Here is a 21189-nt window from a genome sequence, read left to right on the forward strand (position 1 = left end):
AACATTGCAAGTGTTGTCGTATAACAAAGAAACTGCAACTAACATTCAGAATATGAAAACAACAAAATCGATTTTTTCTATTTTATTAATTGCATCGCTTATTTTTTTGGTTCCCTCGTGTGCAATAAACCCGGTTACCGGGAAAAAGCAAATCATGTTTGTTTCGGAAGAGCAGGAAATTGCCATGGGAGCCCAGTATCACCCTTCGGTGGTTTCCACTTTTGGTATTTATGACAGCCCCGTCATTCAAAAGTTTATTGAAGAAAAAGGAACGGAAATGGGCAAGATCTCGCATCGCCCCAATTTAAAATATCATTTTACCATTCTTGATTCGCCGGTGGTAAACGCCTTTGCAGTACCCGGAGGTTACCTGTATGTTACCCGGGGTATTTTGGCGCAGTTCAACAGCGAGGCCGAGCTGATCGGTGTTTTGGGACACGAAATGGGCCACGTAACCGCGCGCCACTCTGCTCAACAGCAAACCAACCAAACCATTGGGCAGGCAGTATTGCTCGGCGGTATGCTTGCCTCCAAAGAAATTTACAAGTTGGCCGATGAAGCCATGGCCGGCATGCAATTGCTGTTTATGAGTTTTAGCCGTGAAAACGAACGCGAATCGGATCGGCTGGGAGTGGAGTACGCTACTAAAATTGGATACGATGCCCACAAAATGGCCGACTTTTTCCAGGTGTTGGAGAAAATGAGCATGGGCAGCGAGCAGGCAGGCGTGCCGACTTTCTTTTCAACTCACCCCAATCCCGAAGACCGTTTTAATTCGGTTCACCGCATCAGCGACGAATGGCAGGCCAAATACCCGGGAAAAAACTTTATTGTTGACACCAACGATTACCTCAGCATGATTGACGGGATTGTTTACGGAGAAGATCCGCGCCAAGGATTTGTGGAGAACAATACATTTTATCATCCTGAACTGAAATTTAAATTTGCCTTTCCTTCGGGATGGAAGCTGGTGAATGCGCCTACCCAGGTACAGATGGCCGCCCCCGATCAGAAAGCAGGAATTATTTTCATGCTTTCGGACGAAAGCACCCCAGCTGCCGCTTCGCAAAAAGCCATCAGCGACCTGAAACTTTCGATCATCGAAAGCAAGGATGTAAAAGTAAACGGGAACAACGCCGTGGCCGTTATCTCGCAGCAGGCTTCGCAAAGCCAGTCGGGACAACAACAGGTTATTAAACTTTGCTCGTATTTTATTCAGAAAGATGGAAAAGTTTACACGTTCCATGGAATTGCCAGCGACGCTGACTTCAACCAGTTCCTGCCTTCTTTCCAATCCACCATGAAAGGTTTTGCAACTTTAACAGAAGCATCGAAACTGAACGTTAAACCCGACAGAATCCGCATAAAAACGGTACAAAAAACAAGTACACTGGCCGACGCCTTTGCTTACTTCAAAGTTCCGAAAGAACAATACAAGGAACTGGCGCTTCTGAACAACATGGAGCTGAACCAGCAACTAACAAGAGGCAAACTGATTAAAGTAATTTCCCAATAAAAGAATCAGGGGTTTAGCCCCATCGCCTTAATGTATTCATCGTTAACTGTACAATTTCTGAATTGGCAGTTTTCGATGAATTCAAGCAGGGCTTTTTTCACCAGCTCCTGATCGGGACGGGCTGCACGAATTTCGGCGAAATTACCCCGCGCGCTTTCGGTAAATGCGACGATCAAGTCCCAGTTTTCAGGAGTCGGAACTGTTACCATTCCCCTTTCGCTTCCCATCTTTTTGTAAGGCCAGTAGGTGTATCCAATGTTATTACGGATCATCAGCCGGGTCCAGGCCGAAATCCATTCGTTGGTATTTTCGCCGGTTTCTCCCATAAACATGGGCAGATTTACCGAGTCCCTGTAATCGACAAAGTCCTGGATGTTGGCCTGCAGGGTATCGCACCAGTAACGATGGCAGGTGTACATCATTTTGTCATCCAGTTTCGAATCGGTAAAAACCCGGAAATTGCTGTTCCACTGTGCACCTCCCAGCATAATTATATGGTTGGTGTCCACTTCGCGGATGGCTGTCACGGCTTTCCTGTACAAAGGTTCCAGCTGTTCATTCAGCATGGCCTCATCCTCTTTAAAATACGTAGCAATGGGCTCGTTCAATAAATCGTAGGCCAGAATAACCGGTTCGTTTTTGTAATGTTCCGCAATTCGTTTCCAGATGTCCACAAACAACTTCTGACTGCGTTCGCTTACCATCAGCCACGGATAACCGTAACTGTCATCGATGTTATCGCCGGTTTGTCCGCCGGGAGCATCGTGCATGTCCAGTATCAGGTAAATTTCGGAAGCACGGCACCACTCCACCAGGCTGTCCAAACGCTGAAAACCATCCTGATCATGGCTCAACCCCATGTAATCTTCGTGGGTGAAAAGTTTGTAATGAAAAGGAATGCGAATGGTATTGGCTCCGGTACTTTTAATGTGTTGAATATCTTCGCGGGTAACATAATTGTCTTTGAATTTTTGCCAGAACTCATCCACAAAATCAGGCCCCACCATTTCACGAAATGCCTGATCGATCAGCCTTGCCGAACTTGCTTTTTGAAAACGAAACATGTATCCTTCCGGGTTCAGCCAGTTCCCCAGGTTGGTTCCCTGGATAAAAAACTTGCTTCCGTCGGGAGCCACCAGGTCTGGGCCGTTAATGGTGATAAACTGAGGTTCCGGCTTGGGTTCAACAGTGGTTTGACACGCATAAAAAGCGGCAAAAAATGCCACCAGCATAAGCAGGCTTCGTTGTTTTTTCATGACGGTTGTATTGATATGTTTCAAAAACAGAACGCTTCCACTTTCAAAAATAAGCGACGCAATTCATTTGTCGAAGAGCCAGGCTCCTCCTCAGAAAGTCAGTTTTTGCAGGGCTTCTCCTCCCGTACTTTTTTGAATAACGGTAAAATTATCCAGGCCGGCCTCCACTTCCAGCGACGTATTGTGTGCATTAATAATGATAGGAAAATCGTGCACTTCCGGTTCCGGTTTTACATATTCGTACCGGTGTAAATGCCCGCACAACATCGCTGTTATTCCCTGTCCGTTTAACACCGGCAAAAACTTATTCCGGATATCTGCCGGGCCGTGCCAACTGGAGCCCACCGGAGGAATGTGTATCAACACCACCTTGTGGCGGGCAGTTGTAAACGCTTCGCTCTGCACGACCTCTTTCAGCCACTTTTGCTGCTCCGTACGATACGCATCAAATTGTGCCAGCCCGGAATATTCAATGTCCGAATCAGGTTTATCTTCTCCCCCGTCGAGCACAATAAAAAACACAGGCCCCTGCCGGAATGAATAATACAGTTTCCCGGTATTGGTGGGGTAATATTCAGGAAAAGCCACGCTGAACTTTCCCCGTGTTTCATGATTTCCGCGGCAAAAATAAACAGGTACTTCTCCGGCAAACATGTTTACCGATTCATCCATAAAACCGCTGAAAAACTGGGTTTCATCATTCATGGAAGAAACCATGTCGCCGTTGAAAAACACCAGATCGGTAGTTCCGTACTTCACTTTTTGCGACAGATTTTTCAGATCATCCACTCTGCTGTGAATATCGTTCAGCATAAGAAAAGAGATCGATTTCTTGTCGTCGTCCAGCGTACAAAACCGCAAGGGCTTTTTCGAATATACATTGGAAGAGGCAATGTTTCCGTACAAAACACGGTGTCCTTCGTAACTTAACACGGCCTGCGAGAAAATACGGTAACGGTATTCAGTGCCTTTCTTTAAGTCCAGAATCTTTATTTTGTGCAGCTTTCCTACAATCCTGTTTCCGTTGGACGTTTCATAGTACTTCGGGCGTTCGCTGGCGTAAAAACTGTCATCTCCTGCCGGGGCTACTTCTACCCACGATACCGCGTTGCTGTCGGTGGTCCAAACAACGGTCACTTCATTCTCGCCCAGCGCCTGAATGTAGGGCCCGTGGGTAATGTGCAACTCTTGTGCAATTCCGGAAAGTGAAATAAAAAAGAGAAGCAAAACGACCAACAGTGATACTTTTGTTTTATTCATGATTTTACAGGTTACAGAATTCAGCCGGAAACAAATGAAGTTCATTTCTTCTCGGGTGAAACCGGTTGGTTTAAGTAAAAATACTCAGGGTGAATTTAGCAAAAAGTATCAGAAGTAAAGAATCCTGACCTGAACAGGATTTCTCAAAGTCAGAAATTCTTTACTCCTCTTTTTCAATCAAGAATGAACGGTGTTTCGGTTGGTGGTTTATGCAAATTGCTTCTACTGAAGCAATGCGGCACTGGCAGCGTCAAGAAATAAAACAGCGTTCGGATGCTTACGCAAGGCTGTTGACGGGTAATGCTGATCGACCGTTTGCGTTAACGTACTCTGAACTGCCTGAGCTTTGTTGGTACCCGGCACCATGCAAAATACAAAGCCGGGCTTCATCAGTGTTGGAACGGTAAGCGTAAGTGCGTGAGTGGGCACTTCGTCAATCGAGGTAAAACATCCGTCGTTTACCTGTTGCTGGCGACACTGCAAGTCCAGATCAACCACCTTTACGGACTGCGGATCGTCGAAACGCGCCACGTGCGGATCGTTGAAAGCAATGTGTGTATTTTCGCCGATTCCCATGCAAACAATTTCGGGCTGAAAACGATTCAACAGTTCGGCATAACGGATGCATTCCTGTTGCGGATCAGCTGCCTGGCCATTCAGGTAATGTACTTCAAGAAACGGCACTTTGGAAAAAATCCGTTCTTTTAAAAAATTACCAAAACCCTGCGGAGCATCAGCAGACAGGCCAATGTATTCGTCCATGTGAAAAGCGATCACCCGGTGCCAATCGATACCGGGTTGGGCAATCAATGCCTCCAGAAATTCGTTTTGAGAAGGCGCAGCGGCAAAAATCATTCGGATGTTTTCGCGCTCTGCCAGCAAAGAACGCATTGTTTGAGCTACCTGCAAGGCAGCATCTTCTCCCATTTCCCTACGGGTAGAAAACAACTTCACAGAAAGAGTATCTTTCTTAAATTCAGTTTCTTGTATCATTGGTTTTAAATTTTCAACAACAACATAATTGACAAGGGTTTATCCATCCGGAAATTTTCATTCCGGTAAAAACTGCCGCTATTCTGCACTTCACCCCCGAAAATGCAACGGCTTTATTATTGACCGATTTATTATAGTTTGCTATGCATAACATCTCCTTTAACAAGGGTTGCCAACACCTGAATATCCGGATCGAAAATCACCACATCGGCATCTTTTCCGATGGTCAGGCTCCCTTTTTGCTTTTCTACTCCACAAATTCGTGCAGGTGTAGAACTTATCATCTGAATGGCATGCAACAAAGGCACGCCCGCCAGCTGAATCATGTTTCGCACCAGTCGGTCGGCTGTGGCTACACTACCGGCAAAAGCTGTGCGGTCGGGAAGTTTGGCAACTCCGTCTTCAACCAGTACCGGCAGGCCGTCCTTTTTACTTCCCAATATGCTTTCGTCAACTTCCTGCCCGGCAGCCCGCATCGAATCCGTTATCAGCGCAATCCGCGCGGGTCCCATCTGTTTATATATCAGTTGCAACAAACTGGGCGGAAGATGTACGCCATCGGCAATGATCTCCACGGTTAACTGATCGTACAAATAGCCACTTTCAATAATTCCGGCATAACGGAAAGCATTGCGACGGGTTACACCCGACATTGCCGAATAAAAATGGGTCAGGTGGGTGTAACCATTTTCCAGGGCTTCCGCCACTACTTCAGAAGTCGCATCGGAATGAGCGATGGCAGCCAGAATACCTTTTTTGCTTAGTTCGCGGCCAAACTCCATGGCGCCTTCCAGCTCGGGAGCTGCACTCCAACGAATAATATCCGACGATTGATTAAGCAAAGCCTGGTACTCTTCACGTTGCGGATTGCGGATGTAACGCGGATCCTGAGCTCCTTTCTGGCTCATGGCAAAATAGGGCCCTTCGAGGTGCAGCCCCAGAAACTGAGCGCCCCCGAAATTTTCATTTTTCACCTGCTTGTACGACTCCAGAAGCTCCAACAGGTCTTTTTTTTCGGCGGTAAGCGTGGTTGGTACCAGTGCCGTTGTCCCGAACCGAACATGCGTTCGGGCTGCTTCCCGAAAAGCTTCGGGTGTACCATCCATAAAATCGTAGCCGCCACCACCGTGCGTATGCATATCGATAAATCCCGGGGAAACATAATTTCCGGCAGCATCTATTTCCTCTGCACCCGGAAAACTCATTTCACCTTCTCCGGTCCCCACAATCTTTCCGTTTTCAATCAGCAGGGTTCCGTTTTCAACTATCCGAAAAGGAGTAATCAGTTTTCCGTTTGTAATTTTTATCCGCTTCATTGTATTCCTTTCTTTTATTTTTCAGAAAAATTAAGCCAGCGCTTTTACGGCCGGTTTCCAACGCTTTACACGGTAACCGTAAGCTGCAAAGAAAACCAGGTATATATAACACGGAATCAGGATCATGTATGCCGAACGCACACTAAAATGATCGGCCATTATTCCGTACAAAACCGGTGTAAGTGCGTTACCACACAAGCCCATGATCATAATGGAAGAACCCAGTTTTGTGAAACGTCCGAGCCCTTTGATGGCCAGCGGCCAAATGTTGGCAAATATCAGAGAATTGGGTAATCCCAGCGCTGCCAAAAGCCAGATGGAAATATCGGTCTGGTGCCCGAATACATTTACTTGCCCGCTAAACACAAGCACTCCTCCTGAAAGAACCAGCCCCATGATGGTACAAACCAACAAAGCATTGCGCTGATTGATATAGCGGGGAATGGTGATCACCCCAATAAAATAGCCGCACATGGTAGCTCCCAGCACGTACGACGGGAACACTTTGGCTTCCAGCAAATCGAGCCCCATGGTTTGTGCATAACCGATAATGGTATCGATGGCAATAATCTGAGACCCCACGTGAAAGAAAATGGCCAGTGCCCCCAGAATCAGGTATGGAAACTGGAAAATACTGGTTTTACTGTGTTCACCTTCTGCCAGTTCTTCTTTGTTTGATTGCTCGGTATTTAACTCGGGCAGGGGCGAAAAACGGACCAGCAGTCCCACCGCGATCAACATTGCTCCCAGCACCGAATACGGAAGAATCACCCGTCGGATAAGCTCATCCAGCAAATGGTTTTTCTCGGCAACTGAAAGCGTACCGCTTTCGAGCGTACGGAACAATTCGCTGTCGGTTACTTTCAACACAACGGCTGCAAAAATAAGCGGCGCCAGAATACCGGCCACTTTGTTACAGATTCCCATGATGCTGATGCGCTGTGCGGCCCTTTCAATCGGCCCCACAATGGTAATATACGGATTAGCCGCCGTTTGCAACAAAGCCAGTCCGGTTCCAATCAGAAATAAACCTGTCAGAAATACAGGATAGGCGCGGCTAAGAGCTGCCGGCACAAACAGGAATGCCCCGAAAGCCATGGCAAAAAAGCCCATCATCATCCCTTTTTTAAATCCCACCTTTTCCAGCAAAAAGGAAGAAGGTACCGACATAAAAAAGTAGGCCACATAAAAGGCAAAAGCTACTAAATAGGACTGAAAATGCGTGAGTTCACAGGCTATTTTAAAATACGGTATCAGAATGGCATTGACCCAGGAGACAAAGCCAAAAATAAAAAACATTAAGCCAAGTATGGCGATGGATATAAAGGATGTTTTGTTCTTCATCAGTTTAAAATTGTTTGTTTTGAATGGTTTCCCAGGAGTGCGGGAATACTCCCATTTATGATTCGTTTCTGTTTAGTTTTATACAATTCTCCTGTTCACCTCGTCCCACTCCATTCTTCGTTTCTCGACGTAGGACCGATGAGCCATAATACAGGTTATACCTTCTTCAAAAGCCATATCGATGTTGGCACTGGTGGTCCCTCCGTTTCGGATGCAGTTCAGCCATTCGCGCAGGTGCAGGTGCGTAACATCCACCGCCCGCCCGTTAAGCGTGGTCGTAGTAAGTCCGCGGGAAGCATAGTATTTCTCGGAAGCCGAACTTACCGCATCAATCTGCTGCGAAGCCGGATTGTAGGTCAACAGAGGCGAACGGGTGTCAATGGCTCCCGATTTAATCTGCTCCCGGTAACGGGTTGAGCCCGAATCGGCATGGATAATCACATTGTTTCCAAGCTCCATCGAGGCATCGTGCCCCATAAAAACCCTTCCCCTGCTGCGACTTGACGCAAGGTTACCGCTGTACATCAGCGTTAGTTCCTTTTCAGGGTACTCAAAAACACAATGAAGCGAATCAGGCATTTCCCGCCCGTCTTTCCAGTAATACACGCCGCCCGAAGAAACCACCGATTTAGGAATTCCTACCCGTAGCAGCTGATTTACCGCATCAAATTCATGCGTGAATAACTGACCGATCATTCCCGAATCATAGTCGAACCATTTGGTCCAGTTATAAAACCTTTCGACACTGAACGGAACCTCAGGCGCTGCTCCAAGCCACTGCTTCCAGTCGATTACTGTTTCATCACCAGGTTTGAGGTTTCCCTTTGCGTCGAGATGTCTGACCCAGGCACCGTTGGCAGAATTCCGGTTGGAGGTGGTTTCAATCAAGGTAATTTTCCCAAGAATATTCTTTTTGACAATTTCTTTGGCTTGCTGAAAAACCACACTCTGCGGAATCTGATGCCCCAGCTGAAAGACAACCGGGCTGTTTTTCACCGTTTCGTACAACTCGTTGAGTTCCGCTTCGTGGAGTGCCACGCTTTTCTCGCAATAGATATGCTTACCCGCTTTTGCGGCATCGGTTGCGATCCGAGCATGATGATGATCGGGAGTGGCAATAATTACCGCATCGATTTCTTTGTCGGCCAGCATCTCCTGATAGGTCCGATAGCGTTTAACCGGTAACTTCGGCGCAGCCTCCCCTCCCGGACGTGTATAGTTTCCGGCAGTGGCCAGTCCGTTTTCCGCATGGTTGTCAAAAACATCGCAAATACCCGTTATGGCCACATCCAGGTACTCCTGTTCCAGCCAACTGTTGAGTGTATTTTTTTGCTGACGTGTTTTCACATCATCCGGATGCATAAATCCCAGCGCATTCGACAACTGTTTGCCACGGGTACCAAAACCAATAAACCCAACACGGATCAATTCTCCCTGTGATTTTTTTTGTCCGTAATCAGATTTAGGAAGTTCCAGAGAATCCAGGCCCAAATCTTTTATGATTGAATTTTTCTTGGAAAGATCGTAATTACGTTTGTCAAGTAAGCCAACTCCAAACAAGCCCAAAACGGGCAGCCCGGCCATGGCTTTCAAAACAGTTCTTCGTTTCATATCCCGGTTTAAACCGGTATTTTCCTGCTGCGAAGCTCCCTGATCCGTTTTTTTATCACTCATCTTATTTCTCCTCCTTCTTTATTTTGAACCGGTCAACCAGCGCATCCATTCCCAGAATTTTACTGGTTGGGAACAAGGCAAGCACAGCCAGTGCAAAAGCCTCGATCAGGGTTTTATTGACAATCAGATTGTTCCCATCAGCCGGCAATGCATATTCGATACCCACCAACGGCGGACAATTCAGGTAATAAACTACCAGCAGCACAAATCCCGACAGGGCGGCAACTCTGAAACACATCCCCAGGATAAGTCCCAAACCTATGGCAATTAGCCCCCAGGTATTGAGGAAATCAACCGTATTCAGGATGTTCGGATTAGTAACAACCCAATCAGCAAACCCGGCAAGTATCCATTGCGACTCTTTTAAAAAGCCGACTGACGACCATTGGGGGTTTAGCAGTTTTGCCACCCCCTCGTACAGCAAATGCCATCCGATCAGGAAGCGCAAAGCCACCAGAAAAGTTAGCTGCCAACGGGTATAATTGTTCTTCATTTTATTCATTTAAAACAGCGAATTGTGCTGATTACAGCTTCATTTCCCAGCCTTTTTGATAGTCGCGCGCCCACAGTTTGTTGGCTTCCTTGTCTTTTAGAATATGACCGTTTGCCGGGTCAATATCCAATGACCTGCCTACGCGTTGTGCGATGTTTCCTAATTGTACCAGCAAAGTACTCTTGTGACCGGAGTCAATATCAGAGCTAAGTTTTTCTCCTTTTGTTATGCCGCCAAAAAAGTTCTGAATATGCAGGGCATCCAATTGCTGTGCAGGACTGGCTGCGTTACGCGGATCAATTTTTTCTTTGTCCTCTACTTTACTGATCTCTTTCCCGGCCAGGTCATAAACCGTATAACCATTACCTCCGGTAATCAGCAGCGAACCTTTGTCTCCATAGAACATGGCTCCTACCGACGATCCTTCAATGTTACGGGCATTACAGCTGCGGCCTTCCCAGGTCATTGTGAAACCTTCCTCGAAATCCATGCTGATCACCTGTGTGTCCGGAGTTTCCCAATCGTCCTGAAAGTGAAATCTTCCGCCATTTGAACTAACGCGTACCGGGTAATTAACATCCATTCCCCAGCGCAACAAGTCAACCATATGCGTTCCGTTGTTCAGAGCTTCGCCTGTTCCCCACTGCCAGAACCAGTGCCAGTTATAATGTACATAATTGTCTTTGAACTGCATACGCGGAGCCGGTCCCTGCCACAATTCCCAATCTAACCATTCAGGAACAGCAGACAATTTACCAACACCAATCGAGCCCCGTTTATTTGTATACCAGCTTTTTCCAAAATACGGTTTACCAATGACGCCTGATTTAATTTCGTCGATTGCCTTCATCACATTGGGCCACGAACGACGCTGGTTTCCCATTTGCAAAATCCGGTTGTAACGACTGGCAGCTTCTACCAGTATCTCGCCCTCGGCAGGACTATGGCTACAGGGTTTTTCAAGGTAAACATGCTTCCCGGCTTTCAGGGCCAGCAAAGCAGCCGGAGCGTGCCAGTGGTCGGGTGTAGCGATAATTATCGCATCCATGTCTTTATCTTCCAACGCCTTCCTGAAATCACCAAAAGATTTCGGACGACTGCCGGTAATCTCATTAATGCTGCTTACACATTTCTCAGTAGCCCTGCTATCCACGTCACTAACCGACATCAGGTTGCAATTTTTCTGCATCGCAAAGTTTTTCGCCAAGGCCAATCCTCTGGAGTTGACTCCCATCGCACCAACATTAATTCGCTCATTGGCTCCTATCACATTGCGGTAATTTTTGGCTGCAAATCCGGGTAATACTCCACCCAATGATAAAGCGGCGGTTCCCAACACTGTCGTTTTTATAAAGGTTCTTCTATCTTTTTCCATGATTTATCGTTTGATTGTTATAATTTGATTTTCTTTTTACTTTCTTTTTCGGCCTTTTTCATCACATCTTCCATCGAAACAGGGATGCCGCCTTTTTTCTTGCTCCAATCGGCAGCCTCCATAAAGGCAAGTATTTCAAGTGTTTCTTCTTTTGGAAAAGGCAAAACGCCCGACTCAAAAAAACGAACAATTTCTTCGAGCAAAGGATTGTAACCATTGTAAGACCCTAAAGTGATGATTTCTTTCTCGCCAAATACAACTCCACCATAACCGGCTTTTCCTCCGCGTAATCCACGGAATGAACCGATTCGTCCGTCGGACCATGTACCAATGGCCATGTCGGTATCGGCCGTACTTACACGCACTACAGTTTTACAACCGGTTCCCATGGCGGTAAACAACGGCTCAACACCATGAATCCCGTACCAAAAGAAATCAGGATGTGTTGGTTCCAACTTACAGGGACTAAACGTTTCAGCCCCTAATACTTTTCCTGCTTTTCCACTGGCGACCTCGTCCATTTTGGCAATGTAACGCAGTGAAGAAGCCGAGAAAACCGGCACATTATAATGTTCGGCTGCGTCAAAGATTGCCATGGCATCACTTAACGATGCTGCCATCGGTTTGTCAATGAACAATCGTTTTCCGGCTTTCAGTACCGGTAAAGCTTGCTCCAGGTGACGGCGTCCATCGTTTGTTTCCAGCAACACAACATCTACCTTGGTAAGCAGCTCTTCGATAGAAGCAACAATTTCGACATCATAATTTTGTATTTCCTTGGTATAACCTTCAATCCTATCCACTGAAGACTGAATGTCCAAACTTCCCTGCGGATAAGCAGCCACTACCTTATATCCCAGAAAACTATCTCCGGCAGTAGGGCTATTCATTGCTTTTGTAAATGCAATACTGTGCGAAGTATCGAGGCCAATGATGCCTACCCGTTTGCCTTTTGTCACATTCTGTGCTATGCCAAAGCCACTTAAAAGGGCCATTACTGTCGCCAATACTCCTGCTTTAATAGAAATCCATCTTTTAGTCATAATATCTTTTTTTTTGGTTTATCATTTTATTGATTCAGGTCTGCTATTACGGTTTCAAAAAATAGCTAAAAAACTGGTAAATCTGCTCATTCGATTCTTTATTTGGAGAATGCTCGGGCCGGTTGGTCATTGCCACCCGCTTATCATATCCGAGCAACTCATTCACTTTTATGGTATGATTTAAAGCCATCCACCGCTCCGGAGGATCTTCCGAACCTCCCGACACCAGGAAGGGACGGGGAGCCATTAGTGCATGAAGCTCCGTCAGATTATATCCTTCTTCTCTTAGTTTCAGGTAAAGGCCTTTTGCGGGGTTGTCTTCCGTAATTAACCCCCGTTGCCGCCAAGGCTTGGGATGATAACCCAGGTACCAGGGCTCCCAGTAATTTACTGACGGGCGTGATTCTTCGAAAACAATTCCGGGATCGGACCAAACGGCGCAGGCAAACTTCTCGTACAAACACGATGCAAACATGGCCCATTTACCGCCAAATGAGTGCCCCGCAATGCCAATCCGGGAAGAATCAACACCGTCGACCTTTGCCAGAACGTTCCAGGCATTGGCCGCAGCGTAGGCCAGCATCGACAACGGCTGAACCTGCGCGTTATCGATTGAAGGATAATACAACGAGAAGTTATTGGCCTTTGAAGCTTCCCGCGTTCCAAGAGACAAAGTCACAAATCCCCTCTTACTCAGCTGCCAGGCAAAATCGCGGTATGGCTTCGTCCCCCCTCCAATGGAAGTTTCGGGTTCATAAAAAACCGTAATCACTGCCGGTTTCGGTCCATCTCCATCGGGTACCAGCAGGTACCCATCCGTTGTTTCGTTGGGAGTCCAGTAAAACCGAACATGATGTTGCGTAATATTTTCGCGACGGATCGTTTCCAGGTATTCCAACTCCTGGTCTTTAATGACAGCCGGCCATTCGCCCATCATTTCGTGCCAGCGATCGAGCATTTCTTTGCGGCGCTCACTCCAGTCACCTGCTGTTTCGACCGGTGTACCATCGTAGAAATTCAGCGGAGAACGATATTCACCGTACTTTTTAGCAAATCTATTGGGTGGTAAGAAAATCGAATCTGGCAACTGACCTGCCACATCCTGTCCGGCAAAAGCACTATCTTCTGTGCTACAGAACACACCAGCCAAAAGTCCTCCTGTTTTTGCATCAGAGTCTACGCTCCAAAACAAAAGGGAAGCAAGCGCTACACCCACCAGAAAAAGCACAACTAACATTCGTTTTCTCATCCTATGGAAATTTTTCAATGCTTCGGCATCCCTGTAATGATCAACAAAAATAAAAAACAAAAAACATTACGCAATCGTTTGTGTAAATAAAAACACAACTTTCACAATAAATATTTTTAGATGTAGAACTACAAGTGACTATTAAAAAACAATCGTTTGTTTTAGCAAAGCAAAAAAAATGAATAAAATCAATGTCTTAATCAACGTTACGCTCCCCGCTTAGCGTAGAATCCCTTACAACCAAATCATTTCGAATAACAATGGTTTCTGATGCAATATCCTGTTGCGGATCTTCAATCTGGCGAATAACCATGCGCGCTGCTGCCTGCCCCATTTCAAAAGCATGGTCGTCGATTGTAGTCAGGGCCGGTTCCACTATCAATGACGAAGGAGTATTGCTGAAACCAATAACAGCCACATCGTCCGGAACTTTCAGCCCAAATCGTTTAACTTCCTGAATAACGCTAATTGCACTGGTGTCGTTGGAACAAAATATTCCATCCGGACGAGCTTGCATGTTTAAAAATCTACGGGCCGCCAAGGCTCCCTCTTCCCTGCTAAGATCTTCGGTGTATGCGATCAGTTCATCTTCGGGTAGAATACCATTCTTGCGCAACGCTTCCTGGTAGCCCCGCAACCTGTCCCTGAAAATTGCCATGTGTTGATTACCGGCAACATGTGCGATTCGTTTGCAGCCAATGGAAATCAAATGCTCGGTTGCTTTTACCGCGGCACCAAAATCATCGATGACCACCTTGTGTGTTTCAAGTTCGTAGCACACCCTGTCAAAGAAAACCAGCGGTACATTGTTGTTTTTAAAGGCGTTTAAATGATCATAGTTATTGGTTTCCATGGCCAAACAAGCAATCACTCCATCCGCCTGACTGGCCATCAACATGCGCGCATTCTCTTTCTCTCTTTCGTAGGAGTTGTTCGACTGAAAAATAACCACATAATACCCGGCCTTACTCGCGACCTCCTCAATTCCGCTGATTGCCAGCGACTGAAAGTGTCTGTCGATCCGCGGAATAATTACGCCGATCAGATTGGTTTTATTCCTCCGAAGGTTGGCCGCAAGCGAGTTGGGATAATATCCCATTTTTTTAGCCAGTTTCTGCACTTCCGAGGTAGTCTTCTTGCCAATACTCGGATGATTTTGCAAAGCCCTGGAAATTGTAGAGGGCGAAACATTCAACTTCTCTGCAATTTCCTTGATTGTCACTTTTGATTTCTTCATGATTTGAAGCGCTAATATTAAACCAAAGCGCAAAATAAATTAAAACCCACACATATACACCATCTCCGGTCAACTTAAAATTACCGGAGAACCGACAAAATCCAAAGCCGCCACAAAATATACGCAGTTAAATTACCAAGGAAAATCAACATCCATACGTTTGCTTCCATCCATATCAAATGCTTCTCCTGCTGAAGAAAGGGCAATAAAAAAAGCCTCACAAAAATGTGAAGCTTTCTTTTCGAGCGAGAAACGGGACTCGAACCCGCGACCCCGACCTTGGCAAGGTCGTGCTCTACCAACTGAGCTATTCTCGCATTTGGTACCCGGAGGGGGACTTGAACCCCCACGAACATAATGTTCATTGGATTTTAAGTCCAACGTGTCTACCATTCCACCACCCGGGCATCCTTATGTTTTTGAACGACGGGCAGGTGACGTCCCAATCCTTCTTACGGATTAGGGATAGACATTTCCTTCCCTTCTTTTATGAGCGAGAAACGGGACTCGAACCCGCGACCCCGACCTTGGCAAGGTCGTGCTCTACCAACTGAGCTATTCTCGCGTATCTTTAAGAACGTTTTTCAAAAGCGTTGCAAATATATTGCTATTTTTTAATCTCGCAAAATATAAATGCACAGCTTTATTTGATTCCGGTTAATTTCTTTATTTCATTCAGCTTATTCAAGGCCTCCAGCGGGGTCAGATTGTTTACATCCAAGCCTGCAATTTCATCTCTTACCTGCTTTAACACAGGATCATCGAGCTGAAAAAAGCTCAATTGCATCCCTTCCCTCTTCTCGCCAATCTCTCCCAATGGTTTTGCCAGACTTTCCTTTTCTTTTCCCCCTTCCAGCTTTTTTAATATCTGTTCGGCCCGTTTTATCACCGATTTTGGCATCCCGGCCATCGCTGCCACATGGATACCAAAGCTGTGGTTACTGCCTCCTCGCACCAGTTTCCGAAGGAAAATCACTTTATTCGCCACTTCCTTGATTGACACATTGTAGTTTTTCACCCGCGGAAAAGCGCCTTCCATTTCATTCAGTTCGTGGTAATGCGTGGCAAAAAGTGTCTTGGCTTTTGCATACGAATGTTCGTGCAGATGCTCCACGATCGACCACGCGATGGAAATACCATCGTAAGTCGAAGTTCCGCGCCCCAGTTCGTCAAACAGAATCAAGCTGCGGTTCGAAACGTTGTTCAAGATGCTGGCCGCTTCATTCATCTCCACCATAAAAGTAGATTCACCCAGCGAAATATTATCGGAAGCGCCTACACGCGTAAATATCTTGTCAACAAAACCGATCTTGGCAACCTCTGCCGGCACAAAACTTCCCATCTGCGCCAGCAAAACAATCAGGGCCGTTTGCCGCAGCAAGGCCGATTTACCGGCCATGTTGGGTCCGGTAATGATGATGATCTGCTGATCGTCCTGATCCAGTTTAACATCGTTGGAGATGTACGACTCCCCGATCGGCAATTGGTGCTCGATTACCGGATGGCGACCGTTTTTGATGTCAATCTCGGCCGTTTCGTTTACCTCGGGCCTGAAATATTTATACTGAACCGCACACGACGCATACGACAACAAACAATCGATCCGCGCCAGAATATTCGAATTCAGCTGAATCGCGGAAATGTATTCCGACAAGGCCATCACCAAATCGTTGAACAATCTGCTCTCCAGCACCTGTATCTTCTCTTCTGCCCCCAGTATTTTTGATTCGTATTCTTTTAGCTCTTCGGTAATGTACCGTTCGGCATTTACGAGTGTTTGTTTGCGTATCCACTCGTCAGGGACTTTGTCTTTATGCGTATTCCGAACCTCAATGTAATAACCAAAAACATTGTTGAACCCCACTTTCAGCGACGAAATACCGTGTTTTTCGCTTTCGCGCTGTTGTATTTTCAGTAGATAATCTTTCCCCGAATACGCCAGCGAACGCAGGTCATCCAGTTCTTCCGAAACTCCTTCGGCAATTACTTTTCCTTTCTGGATTGCGGTTGGCGGATCGGCCGTAATTTCTTTATGAATCCGATCGCGAATCAGACTACACGTATTCAGCTGTTCGGCAAAGCGGTTCAACGCTGGATTTTCAACGGCAGCACAGGCCTCTTTTATCGGGACAATGGCATTCAGCGCATTCTTCACCTGCACCACTTCGCGCGGGTTAATTCTCCCCACCGCCACTTTTGAAATAAGCCGTTCCAGGTCGCCAATCTGTCGTAAATGTTCTTCCAGGTTTTCCTTTACATCCGGCTTTTTCAGGAACATCTCGACCACTTCCAAGCGTTCGTTGATCGGGCCAACCTCTTTTAGAGGCAGCGCCATCCAGCGTTTCAACAAGCGGGAGCCCATCGGCGAAATGGTTTTATCGATCACCTCAATCAGCGACCTGCCACCATCGTGAATGGGCGCAAAAAGCTCCAGGTTTCGGATCGTGAACCGGTCCATCCAGACATAGTGTTCTTCTTCAATCCGGCTCAATCCGGAAATATGGCTCAAATGCTGATGCTGGGTGATATCGAGGTAATGCAACACGGCTCCGGCAGCAATCACTGCCATTTGCAAGGACTGCACACCAAATCCTTTTAGCGAACTGGTTTCAAAATGCCGGGTCAGCCGATCGCTGGCCGCATCGCTGGTATAAACCCAGTCTTCCAGATTAAAGGTGTAGTATTTTGATCCGAACAGGGCCTGAAAATCATTTCCTCTTCCGCGCTGATAAAGCACTTCTTTGGGTTGAAACGAAGACAAGAGTTTATCAACGTATTCGTGGGTACCTTCCGCTGCCAGAAATTCCCCGGTCGAAATGTCAAGAAATGCCACGCCGGCACGTTTTTTATCAAAATGAACCGATGCCAGAAAGTTATTTTCCCTGTTTTCGAGAATATTATCGTTGATGGAAACACCCGGAGTAACCAACTCGGTAATGCCCCTTTTTACAATTTTCTTGGTGAGTTTTGGGTCTTCGAGCTGCTCACAAATAGCTACGCGCTGACCGGCGCGCACCAGTTTTGGCAAATACGTATCAAGCGCATGGTGCGGAAATCCGGCCAGTTCCACATAACTGGCAGCTCCGTTTGCCCGGCGCGTAAGTGTTATCCCTAAAATCTCGGCAGCTTTAATGGCATCTTCACCAAATGTCTCGTAGAAATCACCCACGCGAAACAACAAAATGGCTTCCGGATGTTTGTCCTTGATGTCGTAATATTGCTTCATCAAAGGTGTTTCCACATATTTTTTTTGTCCTGTCAAATCAATCTGTTTTTTGAACGAAACAAAGATAAAAGTTTAGCTACGGAAAGGAAATCTGCGACCTGATTGTTCAAAGATTTTTTTCAACAATGTAAACAGTGATACCGAATTATTACCCTTTTCGTTCCTTTAGAATTTGCAAAGAATGCGACAAAGAGCGCGTGAGTATTATCGCGATCAATATGTAAAAAACCAGATGAAATTTCTGAGGGAGAAAGTTGCTAAGGACAACAAACGCCGCCAACCAGACAGATACTAACAAATGATAGTATTTTAATACTGGCCTCCATTTAATTTTCAACCAGGCAAAAGCGAAAATCAGATTTAGCGGAACCAACCAGAGTAAGTTATAATTCGGGCTCATTGCCGGATGTTCTGAATACAAAACAAACCAGCCTATAAGCAGTCCGGCTATTCCACTCAAACCATAAACAACAATATCGACTACGCCTCCCGATTTTCTTTTGCGACATTGCATAATAGTGAGACCCAATATCCAAAGAAGCAACATACCAAAAACTCCCAAAGGTGTTATCCATTTATTTTTAACGGTATTATCTCCTGCTGAAAAAATTACATTCGCACGCATCACCAGCAACTCACCATTCCTTCGACGGGCCTCAGCAAAATGCGCCATGATGTATTCCGGCAAAAACATCTCTTCTTCCAAAGTAGCTTTACGGTCAGCATCGGCACCAACCAAAAAATCAATACCAAAATCCAGCCATAAAAACTGTTTCTGGTATTCCTTTATCAAATCACGAAATGTTTTTTCTGGGGTTTCGTCAAAATATTCTATTCCCCCCTCCACATTATTGGCGATCACATCGCGCACCCGGGTAGCACAGTTATCAAAAAAGAAATCGTAACGATAAATCCTGTTTTCAGTCCTCGCATTCCAAAGAAGAAAGTTCAACATCTTTTGTTTTTCATTTTGCTGAAGATTCAACACCTGCTCATAAACACTACGTTGTTTTTCGATGTATTCTTCCATAAAATTTACAAATGGATACACACCCAGCAAATAGTCCGTTTCTCCTTTCGCAAAACGATATAGAAAATTGGAGGAGTTAAAATCAAATATTCCGTAATTAAATACCATGTCGTAATTGAGAGACAAATCTTTCACCCGAATTGCTGAATGTCCGTATACAGAATAGGATTCATTACCGGGACTACAAGTTATTACACTGATTTCCGCACAACTCGACAACTCAAAAGCCTTGCCTTTAAAATTCACAGAAAGAAACAAGGATAGGAACAAAAGTGGAAGCCAATGTATCTTCATAGCCATTATGCCAGCTTTATTAGGATAGTAAAAGAACAAAAAAAGCAGAACACTTTTGCATTCTGCCTCCTAAACCCCTACCTGCCAATCAATGCCAGGCGCCAAGCACTGCCCCCATTATGATGTAGATAACCAGGTAGTACCCCACGTTGATCAGGTACAATTTGAACGGCTTTCGCTCGTACAACACATCGTTCAGGCGGCTGGTACCGATCCAAAACAAAGCAATCATAAAACCAGCAAAAATTCCAAAGTGCATATCGGCTTCGCTTCCGATAAACATGGCAATGGCAAAAGCGGCCAAAGCAGTGGCAATGTAGTTGATAATCATGATCAAAGGCATGGACATCCCCCCTCCTTCGCGCAACATCTCTTCGGTGAAACCATTTAGCTTCATCCACTGTTTTCCAAACAAAGGTCCGTACCACAGCCAGCCCACAACAAATGCACTCAGAGCAGCCACCAACACCGCCCAAACATTGATTGAAGAAAGAATTTCAGACATATTCATACTTATAGGTATTAAATTAGACGCTAATTAAATTACGATATTCAATTCTTTTTCCAATCTTTGTACCCAAATATTTTCAGGAAACGTGTCGTGCAACAAAGCATGTAACACGTTGAGATTAAAACGTGGAGAGGATATATGAGTTGTAACGGATGTTCATTTAACAACGATTCGACCAATACAGTAAAAGGATATGACTGGCTGAGCGATCTGCCGGACACCTCAGATAAATCAGATATTGTTGAAGTCAAATTCAAAACTACCCGGAAGGAGTATTTTAAAAATATAGACCGACTGCCGGTAAAAAGAGGCGACAAAGTGGTAGTTGCCACATCACCCGGTCACGATGTGGGCGAAGTAACCCTAACCGGGTATCTCGCGGAGAAACAATTTAAACTTCGCATAAAAAACCCGTCGCGCTACACGCTGAATCCTGTTTACAGGAAGGCCACCGAATCGGATATCGAGAAATTGAAGGAAGCCCGCGGACGTGAAAAGGAAACCATGATAAAAGCACGTCAGGCTGCAGCAGAACTGGGGCTTGATATGAAAATCGGGGACGTCGAATACAGGGGCGACAACAAAAAAGCCATTTTTTATTACATCGCCGAAGGACGTGTTGATTTTCGCGAGCTAATCAAAATTTTTGCGCGTGATTTCCGCATCAAAATCGAGATGAAGCAGATCGGTGCCCGACAGGAAGCCGGACTGGTAGGCGGGATCGGATCGTGTGGCCGCGAGCTTTGCTGCTCAAGCTGGCGTACCGATTTCTCCAGTATCTCGTCGGAAGCAGCCTTGCGGCAGGGCCTGTCGCCATCGGCACAGAAAATGGCCGGCGCCTGCGGAAAACTAAAATGCTGTTTGCTGTACGAACTCGACGCATATGTGGAAGCAGGAAATGAGTTCCCAAGAGAATTGCTCGATCTGGAACTGGCCAAAGGTATCGCCAAACCCTTCAAAACCGATTACCTGAAAAAAGAGATCTGGTATGCGCTTGCAGGCAGCATGGGAACCACTTTCAACCTTTCCCTGAAACAGGTAAAAGACATTATTCAGCAAAACAAACGAGGCATACAGCCCGAGGTTGATCTGCTTGGGAAAAAAGTAAAAGAATCGAGCCAGATGGAAGTAACGCTGGATGGCGAGCTCGACCGTTTCGACAAGAAAAAAACGCGGAACAAAAGCAAGGAACGCCGCGGCAACAACAGGGGTCCGAGAAACAACCAGCAAGAAAAAAGGAATCCTCAACAAGAGAGGAGAAACAACCCGCAGGAAATGCAAAATCCGCAGGAAAAAGGCCCATCCAATAACAGGAACCAGCGCAACAGAAACCGGAAACCAAAGTTTAAAGCAAATAAGAAAGCCGAATAAA

The 21189-nt window shown here is 45.9% G+C and carries 16 protein-coding genes and 3 tRNA genes; 2 read left to right on the top strand and 17 right to left on the bottom strand.

The genetic code is table 11. The features are described from left to right. Positions 1–52 precede the first annotated feature (52 nt). The gene (locus D1614_RS06530) at positions 53–1516 is read left to right on the top strand and encodes a M48 family metalloprotease (RefSeq protein WP_119437425.1); all 1464 of its coding nucleotides are present in this window, start codon (positions 53–55) and stop codon (positions 1514–1516) included. Between the two features lie 5 nt (positions 1517–1521). Here the strand turns inward: D1614_RS06530 and D1614_RS06535 are convergent, their stop codons facing one another. The 17 genes from D1614_RS06535 to D1614_RS06615 form a co-directional block, all read right to left on the bottom strand. Then, positions 1522–2772, bottom strand: coding sequence for a glycoside hydrolase family 5 protein (locus D1614_RS06535; RefSeq protein ID WP_119437098.1), 1251 nt, complete (start codon positions 2770–2772; stop codon positions 1522–1524). Between the two features lie 90 nt (positions 2773–2862). Beyond that, the gene (locus D1614_RS06540) at positions 2863–4032 is read right to left on the bottom strand and encodes a purple acid phosphatase family protein (RefSeq protein WP_162304432.1); all 1170 of its coding nucleotides are present in this window, start codon (positions 4030–4032) and stop codon (positions 2863–2865) included. 222 nt (positions 4033–4254) lie between these two features. After that, the gene (locus tag D1614_RS06545; protein ID WP_119437100.1) at positions 4255–5025 is read right to left on the bottom strand and encodes a glucosamine-6-phosphate deaminase; all 771 of its coding nucleotides are present in this window, start codon (positions 5023–5025) and stop codon (positions 4255–4257) included. A gap of 131 nt (positions 5026–5156) precedes the next feature. After that, the gene (gene nagA / locus D1614_RS06550; RefSeq protein WP_119437101.1) at positions 5157–6341 is read right to left on the bottom strand and encodes an N-acetylglucosamine-6-phosphate deacetylase; all 1185 of its coding nucleotides are present in this window, start codon (positions 6339–6341) and stop codon (positions 5157–5159) included. A 30-nt stretch (positions 6342–6371) separates the two neighbouring features. Further along, positions 6372–7685: a sugar MFS transporter gene (locus tag D1614_RS06555; protein WP_119437102.1), complete on the bottom strand. Its 1314-nt coding sequence runs from the start codon at positions 7683–7685 to the stop codon at positions 6372–6374. A 78-nt stretch (positions 7686–7763) separates the two neighbouring features. Continuing rightward, complete coding sequence (locus D1614_RS06560; protein WP_119437103.1) at positions 7764–9359, bottom strand: Gfo/Idh/MocA family protein; 1596 nt, start codon at positions 9357–9359, stop codon at positions 7764–7766. A gap of 1 nt (position 9360) precedes the next feature. Then, the gene (locus D1614_RS06565; RefSeq protein WP_206609938.1) at positions 9361–9852 is read right to left on the bottom strand and encodes a DoxX family membrane protein; all 492 of its coding nucleotides are present in this window, start codon (positions 9850–9852) and stop codon (positions 9361–9363) included. A gap of 31 nt (positions 9853–9883) precedes the next feature. Beyond that, positions 9884–11227, bottom strand: a complete 1344-nt coding sequence (locus D1614_RS06570; RefSeq protein WP_119437105.1) for a Gfo/Idh/MocA family protein — start codon at positions 11225–11227, stop codon at positions 9884–9886. A 17-nt stretch (positions 11228–11244) separates the two neighbouring features. Beyond that, positions 11245–12270 carry a Gfo/Idh/MocA family protein gene (locus D1614_RS06575; protein WP_119437106.1) on the bottom strand — a complete coding sequence of 342 codons (1026 nt, stop codon included), beginning with the start codon at positions 12268–12270 and terminating at the stop codon, positions 11245–11247. Positions 12271–12316: 46 nt separating this feature from the next. Further along, positions 12317–13519, bottom strand: coding sequence for a sialidase (locus D1614_RS06580; protein WP_162304433.1), 1203 nt, complete (start codon positions 13517–13519; stop codon positions 12317–12319). A 196-nt stretch (positions 13520–13715) separates the two neighbouring features. Beyond that, positions 13716–14789, bottom strand: a complete 1074-nt coding sequence (locus tag D1614_RS06585; protein WP_262707202.1) for a LacI family DNA-binding transcriptional regulator — start codon at positions 14787–14789, stop codon at positions 13716–13718. A 211-nt stretch (positions 14790–15000) separates the two neighbouring features. After that, positions 15001–15073, bottom strand: a tRNA-Gly gene (locus D1614_RS06590). A 3-nt stretch (positions 15074–15076) separates the two neighbouring features. Next, positions 15077–15163: transfer RNA gene (locus D1614_RS06595), tRNA-Leu, on the bottom strand. Between the two features lie 85 nt (positions 15164–15248). Then, positions 15249–15321, bottom strand: a tRNA-Gly gene (locus D1614_RS06600). A 78-nt stretch (positions 15322–15399) separates the two neighbouring features. Continuing rightward, the gene (gene mutS / locus D1614_RS06605; RefSeq protein WP_241558087.1) at positions 15400–18018 is read right to left on the bottom strand and encodes a DNA mismatch repair protein MutS; all 2619 of its coding nucleotides are present in this window, start codon (positions 18016–18018) and stop codon (positions 15400–15402) included. Positions 18019–18130: 112 nt separating this feature from the next. After that, positions 18131–19306 carry a lipoprotein N-acyltransferase Lnb domain-containing protein gene (locus D1614_RS06610; protein WP_162304434.1) on the bottom strand — a complete coding sequence of 392 codons (1176 nt, stop codon included), beginning with the start codon at positions 19304–19306 and terminating at the stop codon, positions 18131–18133. Between the two features lie 88 nt (positions 19307–19394). Beyond that, positions 19395–19817, bottom strand: a complete 423-nt coding sequence (locus D1614_RS06615; protein WP_119437109.1) for a DUF1761 domain-containing protein — start codon at positions 19815–19817, stop codon at positions 19395–19397. Positions 19818–19955: 138 nt separating this feature from the next. Here D1614_RS06615 and D1614_RS06620 point away from each other — a divergent pair, with 138 nt between their 5' ends. Beyond that, a complete protein-coding gene (locus D1614_RS06620; RefSeq protein ID WP_119437110.1) occupies positions 19956–21188 on the top strand; it encodes a PSP1 domain-containing protein in 1233 nt (410 codons plus the stop codon). The last annotated feature ends 1 nt before the right edge of the window (position 21189 follow it).

Source organism: Maribellus luteus, assembly GCF_003576475.1.
Lineage (GTDB): Bacteria > Bacteroidota > Bacteroidia > Bacteroidales > Prolixibacteraceae > Draconibacterium > Draconibacterium luteum.

Coding starts and splice junctions, on each gene's coding strand:
- D1614_RS06530 (WP_119437425.1), top strand. CDS start 53: ATGAAAACAACAAAATCGATTTTTTCTATTTTATTAATTGCATCGCTT.
- D1614_RS06535 (WP_119437098.1), bottom strand. CDS start 2,772: ATGAAAAAACAACGAAGCCTGCTTATGCTGGTGGCATTTTTTGCCGCT.
- D1614_RS06540 (WP_162304432.1), bottom strand. CDS start 4,032: ATGAATAAAACAAAAGTATCACTGTTGGTCGTTTTGCTTCTCTTTTTT.
- D1614_RS06545 (WP_119437100.1), bottom strand. CDS start 5,025: ATGATACAAGAAACTGAATTTAAGAAAGATACTCTTTCTGTGAAGTTG.
- nagA (WP_119437101.1), bottom strand. CDS start 6,341: ATGAAGCGGATAAAAATTACAAACGGAAAACTGATTACTCCTTTTCGG.
- D1614_RS06555 (WP_119437102.1), bottom strand. CDS start 7,685: ATGAAGAACAAAACATCCTTTATATCCATCGCCATACTTGGCTTAATG.
- D1614_RS06560 (WP_119437103.1), bottom strand. CDS start 9,359: ATGAGTGATAAAAAAACGGATCAGGGAGCTTCGCAGCAGGAAAATACC.
- D1614_RS06565 (WP_206609938.1), bottom strand. CDS start 9,852: ATGAAGAACAATTATACCCGTTGGCAGCTAACTTTTCTGGTGGCTTTG.
- D1614_RS06570 (WP_119437105.1), bottom strand. CDS start 11,227: ATGGAAAAAGATAGAAGAACCTTTATAAAAACGACAGTGTTGGGAACC.
- D1614_RS06575 (WP_119437106.1), bottom strand. CDS start 12,270: ATGACTAAAAGATGGATTTCTATTAAAGCAGGAGTATTGGCGACAGTA.
- D1614_RS06580 (WP_162304433.1), bottom strand. CDS start 13,519: ATGAGAAAACGAATGTTAGTTGTGCTTTTTCTGGTGGGTGTAGCGCTT.
- D1614_RS06610 (WP_162304434.1), bottom strand. CDS start 19,306: ATGAAGATACATTGGCTTCCACTTTTGTTCCTATCCTTGTTTCTTTCT.
- D1614_RS06615 (WP_119437109.1), bottom strand. CDS start 19,817: ATGAATATGTCTGAAATTCTTTCTTCAATCAATGTTTGGGCGGTGTTG.
- D1614_RS06620 (WP_119437110.1), top strand. CDS start 19,956: ATGAGTTGTAACGGATGTTCATTTAACAACGATTCGACCAATACAGTA.